This window comes from Klebsiella sp. ME-303 (genome assembly GCF_007910085.1).
Taxonomy (GTDB): domain Bacteria; phylum Pseudomonadota; class Gammaproteobacteria; order Enterobacterales; family Enterobacteriaceae; genus Klebsiella; species Klebsiella michiganensis.
In genome coordinates this window covers 2,245-16,573 of the sequence record NZ_VOJB01000086.1, presented here as the reverse complement: position 1 = coordinate 16,573, position 14,329 = coordinate 2,245, and the positions used below count along the sequence as shown (strand labels likewise).

At 55.5% G+C, this 14,329-nt stretch carries 12 protein-coding genes and 1 tRNA gene; 2 read left to right on the top strand and 11 right to left on the bottom strand.

Annotated features, from left to right (window positions below; translation table 11 throughout):
• Positions 1-8 precede the first annotated feature (8 nt).
• On the top strand, positions 9-1,388 hold the full coding sequence (locus FQK12_RS18050; RefSeq protein ID WP_014227265.1) for a glycoside hydrolase: 1,380 nt from the start codon (positions 9-11) through the stop codon (positions 1,386-1,388).
• A 151-nt stretch (positions 1,389-1,539) separates the two neighbouring features.
• Here FQK12_RS18050 and FQK12_RS18045 read toward each other — a convergent pair whose 3' ends face one another.
• The 11 genes from FQK12_RS18045 to FQK12_RS17995 form a co-directional block, all read right to left on the bottom strand.
• Positions 1,540-2,271, bottom strand: a complete 732-nt coding sequence (locus FQK12_RS18045; RefSeq protein WP_014227266.1) for a MurR/RpiR family transcriptional regulator — start codon at positions 2,269-2,271, stop codon at positions 1,540-1,542.
• A 149-nt stretch (positions 2,272-2,420) separates the two neighbouring features.
• Positions 2,421-3,104, bottom strand: coding sequence for a D-lyxose/D-mannose family sugar isomerase (locus tag FQK12_RS18040; protein ID WP_014227267.1), 684 nt, complete (start codon positions 3,102-3,104; stop codon positions 2,421-2,423).
• A complete protein-coding gene (locus FQK12_RS18035; RefSeq protein ID WP_014227268.1) occupies positions 3,085-4,017 on the bottom strand; it encodes an ROK family protein in 933 nt (310 codons plus the stop codon). The genes FQK12_RS18040 and FQK12_RS18035 overlap by 20 nt, the downstream gene beginning before the upstream one ends.
• Positions 4,018-4,067: 50 nt before the next feature.
• Positions 4,068-4,928 carry a ketose-bisphosphate aldolase gene (locus FQK12_RS18030; protein WP_014227269.1) on the bottom strand — a complete coding sequence of 287 codons (861 nt, stop codon included), beginning with the start codon at positions 4,926-4,928 and terminating at the stop codon, positions 4,068-4,070.
• A gap of 80 nt (positions 4,929-5,008) precedes the next feature.
• On the bottom strand, positions 5,009-5,860 hold the full coding sequence (locus FQK12_RS18025; protein WP_014227270.1) for a class II fructose-bisphosphate aldolase: 852 nt from the start codon (positions 5,858-5,860) through the stop codon (positions 5,009-5,011).
• Positions 5,861-5,871: 11 nt separating this feature from the next.
• Positions 5,872-6,963 carry a PTS fructose transporter subunit IIC gene (locus tag FQK12_RS18020; RefSeq protein ID WP_014227271.1) on the bottom strand — a complete coding sequence of 364 codons (1,092 nt, stop codon included), beginning with the start codon at positions 6,961-6,963 and terminating at the stop codon, positions 5,872-5,874.
• Between the two features lie 23 nt (positions 6,964-6,986).
• Positions 6,987-7,301 carry a PTS fructose transporter subunit IIB gene (locus tag FQK12_RS18015; RefSeq protein ID WP_004126741.1) on the bottom strand — a complete coding sequence of 105 codons (315 nt, stop codon included), beginning with the start codon at positions 7,299-7,301 and terminating at the stop codon, positions 6,987-6,989.
• A gap of 21 nt (positions 7,302-7,322) precedes the next feature.
• Entirely contained in the window at positions 7,323-7,793 is a 471-nt protein-coding gene (locus FQK12_RS18010; RefSeq protein WP_004126743.1) for a PTS sugar transporter subunit IIA, read from the bottom strand.
• Between the two features lie 10 nt (positions 7,794-7,803).
• Entirely contained in the window at positions 7,804-9,375 is a 1,572-nt protein-coding gene (locus tag FQK12_RS18005) for a BglG family transcription antiterminator (RefSeq protein WP_014227272.1), read from the bottom strand.
• Positions 9,376-10,073: 698 nt separating this feature from the next.
• Complete coding sequence (gene yicI / locus FQK12_RS18000; RefSeq protein WP_014227273.1) at positions 10,074-12,392, bottom strand: alpha-xylosidase; 2,319 nt, start codon at positions 12,390-12,392, stop codon at positions 10,074-10,076.
• 13 nt (positions 12,393-12,405) lie between these two features.
• Positions 12,406-13,800 carry a glycoside-pentoside-hexuronide family transporter gene (locus FQK12_RS17995; RefSeq protein WP_014227274.1) on the bottom strand — a complete coding sequence of 465 codons (1,395 nt, stop codon included), beginning with the start codon at positions 13,798-13,800 and terminating at the stop codon, positions 12,406-12,408.
• Positions 13,801-14,091: 291 nt separating this feature from the next.
• On the opposite strand from FQK12_RS17995, the gene FQK12_RS17990 reads away from it, so the two are divergent.
• Positions 14,092-14,186, top strand: a tRNA-Sec gene (locus FQK12_RS17990).
• Positions 14,187-14,329: the final 143 nt, after the last annotated feature.

The window sequence follows — 14,329 nt, the reverse complement described above, 5'->3', positions numbered from 1 at the left end:
AGTGATTTATGAAATTAACCGTATTAGGCGGGGGCGGCGTTCGCTCTGCGTTTCTGGCGAAATCTCTGGCATATAACGCGCACCGCATTGGTTTAACGGAAGTGGTCTTTCTCGACAGCTCCGCGGAGAATCTGACAATATTCGGCGAGATCGCCCGTTATGTGTTTAATGCCATTCGCCCGGATATTCATTTCAGCGTAACCAGCGACCCGGTGCCGGCGCTAAAAAATAGCCACTATGTGATAACCACCCTGCGGGTGGGCGGCGATGAGAGCCGGATCCGCGACGAGCGTATCGCCCTGGCGCACAACACGCTGGGCCAGGAGACCACCGGCGCGGGCGGTTTCGCCATGGCGATGCGTTCCATTCCGGCGATTCTTCACTACTGCCGCCTGATTGAAGAGCACGCCGCCGAAGATGCCATTCTGTTTAACTTCACCAACCCGTCAGGGCTGGTCACCGAGGCGATTATCAAATCCGGCTTTAAGCGTCGGGTGTACGGCATCTGCGATGCCCCGTCGGAGCTGATTCGCGAGCTGCCCGAGATCCTCGGCTGCGACGAGCGCGATCTCGGCGTCGAGTGCTACGGGCTGAACCACTTCTCCTGGTTTACCCATTTCACCGTGCGCGGCGAGGATGTCACCGAGCGCCTGATCGCCAGCCCGGACCTGTATCGCAAGACGGCGATGCAGTACTTTTCGCCGGAGCTGGTTCAGCTATGCGATAAGCAGCTGCTTAATGAATATCTTTACTACTACTACTATCGCGAAGTGGCTTTGAAAGCGATTCAGAACGCGCCGGAAACCCGCGGCGAGCAGATTGCGCGCATCAATCACGATATGCGCGAAGCGCTGCTGACCGTTGATGTCAAAGCCAACCCGGAAGCGGCGTTTACCATCTGGATGAAGCACTATCTGCGCCGGGAAAATAGCTATATGCAGAACGAGTCGCAGCAGGAAAAATTCCATACCCGCGAGCCGTTGACCTTAAAGCAGTTTATCGAGGAGCCGGATACCGGCGGCTACGCCGGCGTGGCGCTGGATATTCTGGAGGCGGTGAACAGCACCACCACCAAGCGCATCGTGGTATCGATGCCCAACAACGGCACGCTGGACTTCCTGCGCCCGGACGATGTGATTGAGATCAGCTGCGACCTGAGCAAAGAGGGCCTGAAGCCGGTGACGCCGAAGCATGTGCCGACGGCGCAGAAGAATATGATCGCCAGCGTGAAAGAGTATGAGCGGCTGGCGGTGGCGGCCATTCTGCAGCGCGATAAATCGCTGGCGGTACGGGCGCTGATGGCGCATCCGCTGGTCGGCTCTTATTCGCTGGCAAAAACGCTGGTTGAAGCCTATCTCGACGATAAGCAGTTCGCCGACTGGCAATAAACGCCCGGTGAAATCCCCCGGATGGCGGCTAACGCCTTATCCGGGGAATGTGCCGGGCCTGAGACATCTACTCTGTTGCATCCCGGTGGCGCTGCGCTGACCGGGCTACGGATTCACCGCCGTCTGCGGATCGGTAGCCCGGACAGGCGCCTCAGGCGCCGCCTCCGGGGATCCCCGTCTGCATAAACCACATCTTCAGCAGCCGCTCAAAGCCGAGTATGCAGTAGCCAAAAAAGGGGTTACTCCAGTAAATATCATCATCGAATTTCTGCGGATCATGGATGATAAACGCCGTATCCGCCGCCTGCGCCAGCGGGCTTTGATAATCGCCGGTAAAGCAGACCAGGTTAATCTCCTTTCCTTCCAGCGCCTTCACCCAGTTCAGCGCGGAACTGCTGCGTCCGGATTTGGAAATAATCCAGATCGAATCAAATTTGGCGGCGTTCTTCTGCTCGAGGATTTCGTAATCCGGCCACAGCGCGAGGCTGGCATTCACCCCGGTCACCAAAAATTTATTATAAATATACTGGGCGATCAGCTGCGAAAACCCACTGCCGTGAATCAAAATGCGGTGATGTTGCAGGCTTTCCAGCAATGGCGTTATCCGCTCCACCGGCTGAATGCTCATATAATCGATGTCGTTGGTCACATCGAGTTTGGGCATAGTGATATTGAATTTAATAAAATAGACCAGCTCCAGCCAGCCGCTGAATTTCAGCTTCTTCGCCAGGCGTACCAGCGAAGACGGATTGCTATAACAGTGCTCCGCCACGGCGCGGATCCCTTCGCGAACGCATTGCTCAGGATCGTTCTGAATAAAACGCAGCACGGTCATTTCCGTTTTGCTTAGCTTAACGTCACGAAAGATGTTTTCTAAATCCATACCGGGCTCCTCTCAGCGCTAAACTACGCTATCACCCGGCGGCTCTGGCGTCTGTGGCATCAATCACCAGAATGAAATGAACGTTACTTTTTTACACAAAATGGAATAAAAAAACCCTCCGGTAAAGAGGGTGATGGATTCGACAACGTCTATCTCTTTTCAGCGCCGTATTCACTGCACAATAACCATTTTTTCGGTTCATCTTCCTGAATCATCGGGAAGCGGCCGCTATCTTCCAGAAAACGGTTGTCGCGCTTATCATCGTTCACCATCGAAATTTCCCAGCCCATCACCAGCGCGTTTTCAGCCCAAAAACGGTGGTACAGCGTGGGCGGCAGGCAAACGCCCTGCCCGGGGTTAAGAACCAGGGTGTCTCCCGGTTTCAGCGTGCGCTGGAGGCCATCAACCGCGACGCTCACGCTGCGCTGCATATCCAGCCGTTCATCTTCTGTCGCCCATGCCAGCTGCAGACAGAGCCGGCCGCCGCCGCGGTTCAGAATATCTTCCATTTTGTGATAATGAAAATGCCAGGGGGTTTGCTGATCCTGCTGAATCTGCAACATCTTCTCGGCGTAGGGCTTGGGATAGCGCGAATCGCCCGGCGCGCCGTTACGCAGGGTCAACAGCGTCAGTCCGGTTTCCTGAAAACGGCCGCTGCCAAAATCGGTAATATCCCAGCCAAGCTGTAGATCCCGAACTTCTCGCCACTCTTCAAACCGCTTTTTCGCCCAGATATCGGCGGTAAAGCAGGCAAACTCGGGTAAGCAAATGCGAAAGGACTCGGCGATAGCATGCGCTTTATCAATCGCGTAGTTAATCTGTGAACGTTTCATTTTCGACTCCGCTTCGGACGGCCAGCCAGGCGGCGCCGCGCATGCCGCTACTGTCACCATGTCGGGCAGGCACGATGGGGGTGGTGAAATGGTCGGTAAACACCAGCGGGGCGACATCCGCCTCCAGGTCGTTCACCAGCAGCGCCACGTTAGACAGACCGCCGCCGAGAACAATCACGCCGGGATCGATAAGATTCACCACCGTCGCCAGCGTCCGCGCCAGCTGCTGGCGAAAGCGCAGCACCTGCTCGCAGGCGGCATGCTCGCCCTCCAGCGCCCGGGCGATAATAGCCTGACTGCTGAGCGCCTGCCGGGTCATCAAACGATAGCGCGCGCTCAGCCCGGTGCCGGAAATAAAGGACTCGACGCAGTTATATTTTCCGCAGTAGCAGCGCTCGGGCGGCCCATCGTTGACCTCCTGATATCCCGGCAGCGTGATATGCCCGCACTCCGCCGCAATCCCTGACGCGCCGGGGAAAATCTGGCGATTAAGCGCAATACCGCCCCCGCATCCGGTCCCCAGCGTCATGCCAAATACCAGCGAATAATCGGCACCTGCGCCATCACAGGCTTCTGATAAGGCGAAACAGTTGCCATCGTTCGCCAGCACAACCGGCTGGCCCAGGCGCTGCTCAAGCTCATCCTGTAAGCGGCAGCCGTTGATGACCTGAATATTGGCATTGCGGATCTTGCCGGTCTGCGGGGAGATACTCCCCGGCAGAGCGATACCGATAGCCAAAGGCTGAGCCAGCTCATCCCCAATCGCGGTGATTAACGCCACCAGCGTTGCGATAAACTGCTGCCGGGTCTGTTTTCGCGTTTCAACGCGAAAACGCTTCCATTCATGGCCTTGTTCATCCATCACTACGGCGGCGATTTTGCTCCCGCCGATATCCAGCCCCAAATACTTCATACCGGCCTCCTTATTCATAGCGAGGCAGGTTTCCCCGCCCCGCCGGGGGATTAGTACAGGCTGGCCTTGCCGGTAGAGCCAAAGAGCTTCATTTTGTGGCGAATCACCTTCCGCGCGGCGTTAATAGGTTCCGGATAAATGACATTCGGATCCCACCATGTCTCTTTTGTCAGAATTTCGCGCACTTTCTGGAAATAGGCATATTTCATATCGCTGGAAATATTGATTTTGCCGACGCCAAGCGTAACGGATTCCGCAATTTCCGCATCCGGATTAGCCGAGCCGCCGTGCAGCACCAGCGGAATCGACAGACGCCCGGCGATATCGCGCAGAATGTGCATCTGCAGCTCCGGCTGCATCCCCTTCGGATAGATACCGTGCGCGGTGCCAATCGCTACCGCCAGCGTATCCACGCCGGTACGGGCGACAAAATCTTCCGCCTGCGCCGGGTCGGTATAGGTGACTTCTGACACGCCGCCTTCCACAGAGGTTCCGGTCTGGCCGATGGTCCCCAGCTCACCTTCGACCGACACGCCCACCGCGTGCGCCAGCTGCACCACTTCGCGGGTCAGGGCCACGTTTTCTTCATAAGGCAGCAGCGAACCATCGATCATGACCGAGGTGAAGCCACACTGAATGGCGCGCAGGACATGTTCCACCGAGGCGCCATGATCCAGATGCAGGGTGAAAGGCACGCGGCTGCGCTGGGTGATATCCCGCACGTAGCTAAAAAACGCGTCGCCAACAAAATCGTGCTCGCTGGGGTGAATAGAAATAATCGCCGGCGTATTTGTCGCTTCCGCCTCTTCCACCACGGCGCGAATAAAACAGCTATCCGCCACGTTAAATGCGCCGATAGCAAAACCATGTTCACGGGTGGGTTTAAGTAATTCGTGCATTGAAACTAACATCGTTATTCTCCAGTTTCAGGGTGTGGTAAGCCCTGCCAGGGCATACGGGCGCCGGCATGGAAGGCCTTACTGAGATTTAATCAGGCTTTGTTGATTGAGCCGGATGCGTGTAAATAGGGAACGATGGCGTCAGCGCTGGCCTGCTCCATCACCGATAGCGCATCGGCCAGCTCAATGGTGCTGTCGTGGCACAGGGTGTGCAGCAGCGCCGCTTTCCCCGCTTCAAATACCCCCGCCCCAACGTTGATTTTTGCGACCCCGAATTCCGGGCAACGTTGCAGCTGCTCGAACGGCGTACCGCTCCCGCCGTGCAGCGCCAGCGGCACGGATGACGCGCGCTGTATCTGCGCCAGGCGGTCGAAATCGAGCATCGGTTTTACGCCGGGGGCGTACATACCGTGGGCGGTTCCCACGGAGACCGCCAGCAGGTCAATCCCGGTCTGTTCGATAAAGGGAGGGACGTCCTGCGGCTGGGTCATTAAATCGGCATTGCTGGCCTGGTCGTAGCGCGGCGCATCCGCCAGGTGCCCCAGTTCGCCCTCCACGCACAGCCCAACGCTGGCGGCCAGTTCAGCGACCTCTCGGGTCTGGCGGATGTTCTCCGCCAGCGCGAACGCCGAAGCATCGATCATTAACCCGCTAAATCCGGCGCGGAAAGCCTGACGTATTTTTATCGGATCTTTGCCGTGATCGAGACTTAACGTCACGGGTACGCTCGCCTCCTCCGCCAGTACCCTGACTACCGCCGCCGCCGTCGTCGCCGGAAAGTGCGACAGATGCCCCTGATACAGGTTGAGAATAATCGGCGCGCGATGTTTTTCCGCCACGCGCACCGCCGCGCGTGCGCTTTCCAGGTTCATGCAGTTAATCGCCAGCAGGGCATACCGTTCACGCCAGGCTTTGATCACCATACTTTTCATATCGGCAAACATAGGGCCTCCGTTTATTCGAGGGTAAAGGTGATTTCGTCGTCTTTGACCTTTTGGTCGTTCAGCTCATCAAACTCTTCATCGCGCTCGGTTACCGGCTTTTTCCACAGCGAGAGCATCACACCGCAAATCACGGTGCCAATCGCCAGAGAGAGGCAGAACAGCAGGGGATGCGTAAAGAGCGGCACCACAAACATTCCACCGTGCGGCACCGGACTCTCCACGCCCCAGGTCATGATCAGGCCACCGGCCACCGCTGACGCCACCACGCAGGATCCCACGACGCGCAGCAGATCGCGGGCGGCGATGGGGATCACCCCTTCGGTGATCATGCAGATCCCCATCGGGAACGCGGCCTTCAGGGCTTCGCGTTCGGCACGGGTATATTTATGGCGGGTCAGCAGGAACGAGAGGGTGATACCGAACGGCGGGATTATCGAACCCACAAACTTCACCGCTTCCGGGCCGTAAACGCCGCTGACCAGCAGACCATCGGCAAACAGCGACATGGTTTTATTCACCGGACCGCCGAAGTCGAAGGTCGCCATGGCGCCAAGGATGGCGCCCAGCAGGAAACGCGAGCCGCCCTGCATCGACTCCAGCATGTGAATCAGCGCGTCCTGCAGCCAGGCAATGGGCTTGCCGATCAGGGTCATCATCAGCAAACCGCTAATGATGGTGCTTAATACCGGCAGCACCATAATCGGCATCAGCCCCTGCATCGACTTCGGCAGCCGAATATAGTGTTTTAGCGCCAGTACCGTGTAGCCCACGAGGAATCCGCCCAGCATGCCGCCAATAAAACCGGTATGAATTTGCCCGCAGACAAAACCCACGATCAAACCCGGAGCAAATCCAGGACGATCGGCAATGGAGTAAGCGATAGCGGCGCAGATCAAGGGCACAATCAGCCCCATTCCCCAGCCGCCGATTTGGTTTAACATCCACGGAATGGTGCCGGTTTTCTCGCCAACGTTCGTCCCGCCAAGGACTTGTCCCAGCGCGATACAGATCCCGGCGGCGACGATCAGCGGTATCATCCATGAAATACCAGTTAATAAATGCTTCTTAATTTCCTGTGAGACGGGAATTTTATTCTCACTCATGGTAGATCCCTCCAGATTAAGGATCAGGCATTCGCTAAGGATTTTTCGACCTTTTCGATAAACTGAATCGGCGACTTAATCACGACTTCCGTTTTTACTCTGACAATCCGTTTATTTTTAAAACGCTCTTCGCCTTTAATTTTCACATCAATGGCAAGAATAACGACATCCGCAGCGTCAATATCTTCGGCCGCCAGTTCATTTTCAGTACCAATGGTTCCCTGGGTTTCGACTTTGACATTGTGGCCCAGCGCTTTCGCGCCTTTAATCAGCTTCTCACGTGCAATATAAGTATGAGCAATACCTGCGGTACAGGCAGCAACACAGACAATATTCATCTCGGACTCCGCTAGTTATTGTTAGTAAATGTCCGACTCGGCATATTGGTTAAACAGATCAATAATCCTCTGCGGACTGGTTTCTTTGAGCAGTTGTTCAATAATGTCATCATCCGCCAGCGCTCCGGCGACCTGGGACAACAGGCGAATATGGGTGGTATTTTGATCTTCCAGACGAACGGCAAATAAAATAATGCAGCGTACCTGGCTGCCGTCCAGCGTTTCCCAGGCGATATCCTGCCGGGTGCGACCAATGGCAAGGGTGGTATTAACAACGGCGGACGACTTTCCATGCGGGATCGCAATATGATTTTCAAACCCCGTTGAGCCTTCCGACTCACGCTGCCAGACATCCTGAATAAAGGTTTCTCGACAGCTTATCGCCCCGTCTTTTTGTAATAAGTCGGTTAACTCCTCGATGGCTTCCGCTTTATTCGTAGCGTGCATATCTAACAAAACGCGTTTGGTGTTTAAAATCCTGGTTATGTCCATATTCTTTACCTCATGGATATAAAACTTCATTATCTACAGCAGATATTGCCGCGCGATGTAATTTGTCGGTAACGATTTTTTCCGTAACCCGCCGGATATCGGCATCATTAAAAAATGCGCTAACATAGACTACCGGCAGAGCTATTTCCGGCAGATTGATCGTCGAAATAACCAGTTCAATCTTGTCCTGCGGCTGAAGGGTATGCAGGCTGCTTGCCGAAACCACGCCGACGATGGTCCAGTCAGGAAACGCTCTCAACACTCTACTTTTCAACAGGTGAGATGTGCCGATTCCGGTAGAACAAACCAGCAGAACGCGCTTGCTGGCGACCTGTCTTTCCATCGCCGCCTGGAAATGAACGGTGAGATAGCCAATCTCGTCGTCGGAAACCGCACGCTCGCCCCAGCGGCTAAAAACCTGATTGACCGCCCGCTGGGTGAGCGGCCACACGTCCGTCAGCTCGCCCTTGATATCCTCAAGCAGAGGGTTACGAATATAAATCCGAAAATTAAGGCGGTTAATGAGCGGCTTGATATGAATGAGCAGACCATCGTATAACGCGCGATCGGCGGTTAAATCGAGATCAATCATGGTGGAAAAAGCGCTAATCAGGCGATCGGTAATTTGTCGGGCCTCATCGCTAGAATGCATATAGCGCACCATGCTGACATCATCTCGCTCTTCCACCACAACGCCAGAGGAGATGATGTACTGATAAATAAACCAGACTTCATCTTCCGGCAGCGAATGGTCAATACGGTGTTCAATTTTTCGCAGCATATTCTGGGCAACGCTAAATATCGTCTCATCAAAAATCTGCTGCCCCTGTTCACGCCGCGGTAAGGCATTCCCACGAGTAATGCGATACATCATAATGAGGATATGGGTAAAAATATTCACATAATACGGTTCGCCTAATGACCAGCACAGCTTGCGCTCCATTTCCTGTAATAATGACTGAACAAATAAAACGTCATCCTCACCAAAATAATGCACCAGCGCTTTATAGCTTCCTGAGTCCAGCCGGGAATGGATAATACAGCCGGGCTCATTATGATTAATCACCCCATTAATTAACGACGCCATCGCCTGGCGGACGCTGTTTTCGCTGCCTTCAATATGCGTCCCGCTCTGGCTACGAATCAGCGTTAAGCCGAGCGGAGCAATCCATGACTCAATAATTTTCAGATCATTAACGATAGATGCACTACTGATAAAATAACGCTCAGAGAGCTTATTAATTGATGTCTCCCGCGGAGTCTCACTTAAGAGCTGCGAAGCAATTTTCACACGCCGGGAGTTATTCATCATGACATCGCTGTCCTCCCCTTCGTTACCGAGTAATTGGTCTAATTGCAGCAGATCCGTGACATTATCAGCGATCAGCATCACGCCGGTGCCTGAGCGTTTGTCGATAGTCATTTTCCACTCAGATAACCACTGTTCTAAAAAGCGTAAATCACGCTGAACCGTTTTTTCTGAAACATTTAAATATTCAGCAATTTTCAGCAGCGTAACGTATTCTCTGCGGGGCAGGAGAAATTTCAATAATCTGTTCTGTCGTGAGGTAATCATTTGCATTATTTACCCTTATTGCATACCAGATTAATGTCTGGAGGCCAGCGCGATACCACGCGAGCGCTACATAAATCATTGAGGATAAATATAAGTAGCAGAGGCGTAAACAACAATACTAAATTTTGTCCAGACATCCGGACAGAAATAAAACGAAGAGAGGGATTAAGGAATAATTATAATTCAGATCACATTTCAGGAAGAAATATACGTGATAGCGATCTCAATTCATCATAAGAATATACCCGGGAATGGTTAACCGCCTTTAGCCTGACAGCATTCCCGGAGGCGGCGCTTGACGCGCCTTGTCCGGGCTACCGGCGTGCAGACGGCTGGAAACCTGTAGCCCGGTTAAGCGCAGCGCGAGCCGGGAAGCAGCTGCGCTGATGCATCAGGTTTGGCACCTTCCCCGGAGGCGGCGCTTGACGCGCCTTGTCCGGGCTACGGCGTGCAGACGGCTGGAAACCTGTAGCCCGACTAAGCGCAGCGCGAGCCGGGAAGCAGCTGCGCTGATGCAGCAGGTTCGGCACCTTCTTCCCGGAGGCGGCGCTTGACGCGCCTTGTCCGGGCTACGGCGTGCAGACGGCTGGAAACCTGTAGCCCGACTAAGCGCAGCGCGAGCCGGGAAGCAGCTGCGCTGATGCATCAGGTTTGGCACCTTCCCCGGAGGCTGCGCCTGATGCGCCTGTCCGGCTCCAAAGCGCTTACAGCGTAACCGTCAACGCATTGCTCTGCGCGGTCACCACCACGCCCAGCTCGCTACCCGCCTGAGCGCCGCCCTGCACGCCCGCCACCTGCTGGATGTTGCGCAGGCACAGCGTCCAGCCGCTGGCCTCACCGTCACCGCTGACGGTGATGACGTTGCCCTGGCGTTTCGCCGTCAGGGTAAAGACCACCGACCCGTCCGCGGCCGGCACCTGGCAGACGGCTTCGCGACCATCGTCGAGGCTAAACAGCTGGAAGGCGGTACCTTCGTTCCACGCGTAGTCCGGCTTCTGGTCATTGTTTCCCAGCGCCAGCAGAGTGTTGTCACGCACGTACACCGGCAGGCTCAGCACATCGTGATTCTGCTTATGCCAGCGGCTACCCTGCGCTTCATCGTTGTGCCACAGATGGGTCCAGCGGCCTTCCGGCAGCCAGAACTGGACGTCTCCCGCTTCGCTAAACACCGGCGCCACCAGTACGGAATCTCCCAGCATGTACTGCCGATCCAGATAGTCGCAGGCCGGATCGTGCGGGAATTCCAGCATCATCGAACGCAGCATCGGCGTACCGAACTCATTGGCCAGCGCCGCCTGACGGTACAGATACGGCATCATGCGGCATTTCAGCTGCGTGAAGTGGCGCACCACGTCGCAGGACTCGTCATCGTAGGCCCACGGCACGCGATAGGATTTGCTGCCGTGCAGACGGCTGTGGCTCGACAGCAGGCCGAAGGCGCACCAGCGCTTGTAGACGTGAGCGGGCGCGGTGTTTTCGAAGCCGCCGATATCGTGGCTCCAGAACCCAAAGCCGGACATGCCGATCGACAGGCCGCCGCGCAGGCTTTCCGCCATCGATTCATAGTTGGCGTAGCAGTCGCCGCCCCAGTGCACCGGGAACTGCTGCGCGCCCACCGAGGCGGAGCGCGCGAACAGCACCGCTTCTTTCTCGCCGACGGTCTCTTTCAGTACGTTCCACACCAGCTCGTTATAGATGAAGGCGTAGTGGTTGTGCATTTTCTGCGGATCGGAACCATCAAACCACTGCACGTCGGTCGGGATACGCTCGCCGAAGTCGGTCTTGAAGCAGTCAACGCCCATCGCTACCAGGCCTTTCAGCTTGTCGGCATACCACTGGCAGGCTTGCGGATTAGTGAAGTCATAAATCGCCAGGCCCGGCTGCCATTTATCCCACTGCCACAGCGAACCGTCCGGGCGTTTCAGCAGATAGCCTTTCTCCTGCAGCTCTTTAAACACCGGCGAACGCTGGCCGATATAGGGGTTAATCCACACGCAGACCTTCAGCCCTTTCTCTTTCAGACGCTTAATCATGCCTTCCGGGTCAGGGAAGGTCACCGGATCCCATTCAAAATCGCACCACTGGAAGGCCTTCATCCAGAAGCAGTCAAAGTGGAACACGTGCAGCGGCAGGTTGCGCTCCGCCATGCCGTCGATAAAGCTGTTAACCGTCGCTTCATCGTAGTTGGTAGTGAACGAGGTGGTCAGCCACAGGCCGAAAGACCAGGCCGGCGGCAGCGCCGGACGCCCGGTAAACCGGGTATAGCGGTTCAGCACCTCTTTCGGGGTCGGGCCGTCGATAACGAAGTACTCCAGGTATTCACCTTCGACGCTGAACTGCACCTTAGAGACTTTTTCGGAGCCGATTTCGAAAGAGACGCGCTCAGGATGATTCACCAGCACGCCGTAGCCGCGGTTGGTCAGATAGAACGGGATATTTTTGTACGACTGTTCGGTGCTGGTGCCGCCGTCTTCGTTCCAGGTGTCGACCGTCTGGCCGTTGCGCACCAGCGCGGTAAAGCGCTCGCCGAGGCCGTAAACGGTGTCGCCGACGCCGAGATCCAGGCGCTCAAACATATAGTTACGATTCGTTTTCGTATCCTGCACGTAGCCGTCGTTTTTCAGCTGGCTACCGGTAATCCGCACGCCGTCGCGCAGGAAATCCAGCGACCAGAAGTCGCCTTTCGTGACGCGAGCGGTCAAATTGCCGCTCTTCAGCTCGGCATACTCAGCGCCGTTGTTAATCTCCACCTTGACGTCTTTCAGCACATTCAGCGGGTAATGCGGGCCGTTGTTCAACGCGCCCTGGAAGTGCTCCATACGTACGCCAATCACCCCTTCCTGCGGAGAGAAGAAGCGCACGGTAAATAGCGGAACGTCCAGCTGGGCGGCACGCTCGCGCACTTCGCGCGACGCGACGTAGACCACCATGTCGTTGCCCTGTTGCTCAACCTCGTACACCTGTACAGGTTGGATCAGATTGAGCCCTGGTTGAATAAGCCAGTTTCCATCACTGATTTTCATGAATAGCTTCCTCTTAGTTTTGCAATTCTTTGCCGTTCGGCGCTGAAATGAATTCCTGTTCGTTGCGGCGCGCGCCCTGAGCCAGCTCCGCCATCATCTTTTTCAGGAACGGGGTTTTCAGGGTGTAGTAGCGTTTCGCGATAACCGCGCTCAGCAGATAACAGACCGCCGGAGCGAGGGTGAACAATGAGATGATGATGGTGATAGTGGCGCTGTTCTGGGTTTTGGCCGCGGCATCGTAACCGCCGCCCGCCAGCATCCAGCCAATCAGCGCGCCGCCCAGCGCCAGGCCCAGCTTGAGCACGAACAGGGTGCCCGCAAAGCTGATGCCGGTCAGGCGTTTGCCGTTACACCATTCGCCGTAGTCGACGGTGTCGGACATCATCACCCACTGAATCGGCGTCACCAGCTGGTGCAGCACGCCAATCACGAAGATAAAGGCGAACATGGTGATTTCGGCGTCCATCGGCACGAAGAACATCGCCACACTCAGCGCCGCCAGCAGGGCGTTAGTCCACCAGAAGACGCTGACTTTGCATTTCCAGTCGGTGAGCGGCTTCGCCAGCGCCGAGCCAATCAGGTTGCCGACGCAGTAGGTGGTGAGGAAGGCGGTGAACAGACCAGCGGACCCCATAATCCAGGTGGTGTAGTACATCATCGCGCCGCCGCGAACGCAGACCGCGAGGATGTTGAGGATGGTCAGCAGACCAACGACACGCCACTGATCGTTGCGCCAGATATCGCGCAGGTCTTCCCGCATTGAGGTAGAGCTCGGTGGCGCTTCGACGCGCTCTTTGGTGGTGAAGAAACAAAACGCCAGCATCAGGAAAGCGATCGCCGACAGCACCGCGATGCCGCCCTGAAAGCCAAAGGCTTTGTCTTCGCCGCCGATAAAGTTCACCAGCGGCATCATCAGCACGGTGGAGAGCATGCCGCCCGCCGTCGCCAGCACAAAGCGCCAGGACTGCAGGGAGATGCGCTGCGTTGGGTTGTCGGTGATGACCCCGCCCAGCGCGCAGTACGGGATGTTGACCACGGTGTAGAGCAGGGTCAGCAGCGTGTAGGTGACCGCAGCGTATATCAGCTTGCCGTTATGACTCAGGTCCGGCGAGCTGTAGGCCAGTACGCACACGAGGCCGAACGGAATCGCACCGAACAGGATCCACGGGCGGAATTTTCCCCAGCGGCTGCGGGTACGGTCGGCCAGCAGCCCCATGCAGGGGTCGGATATCGCATCCAGCGCGCGGGCCAGCAGGAACATGGTGCCGACATAGCCGGCAGGAATACCAAAGATATCGGTATAAAAAAACATCATATACAACATGACGTTATCAAAAATGATGTGGCTTGCGGCATCGCCCATGCCGTAGCCAATCTTCTCTTTGACGGATAAAATATGATCTTTCATCGCACACTCTTCTCTCAGCGCTGCCGCGGGTTGGTACCGGTTACATGCTTTGTAAACCATCCGCGCAGTAAGATGAATTGCGATATCTCATATTCAAATTACGTTTCTTGTTTTATGTGATCCCGGTAGCCTGAAAGAGTGTGTAAAAGTGTAAGCCACGGATTTTGCAAGGAATTGTTTAAGAAGGTTCTGTAAAGTCCAGTTTTAACAGTAAAAAAGTGCGTTGGGGGATGTGGTTAATGCAGGAAAGTAGCTATAATGCGCCCCGCCTCCATGTAGCAATCGAGGCGCGGAAGATCGTCATCTCCGGTGAGGTGGCTGGACTTCAAATCCAGTTGGGGCCGCCAGCGGTCCCGGGCAGGTTCAACTCCTGTGATCTTCCGCCAAAATTGCCCCACATTTATCAAAAAATCTACTTAATTTTCAATAGATTAATCAAATATATCTTTTTTACTATTTAGACAGGCTTCTAAGAGCTGTTTTAATGTCACAGTTATCACGTGTCTCCCTTGTGGTTAATGCCGGAACG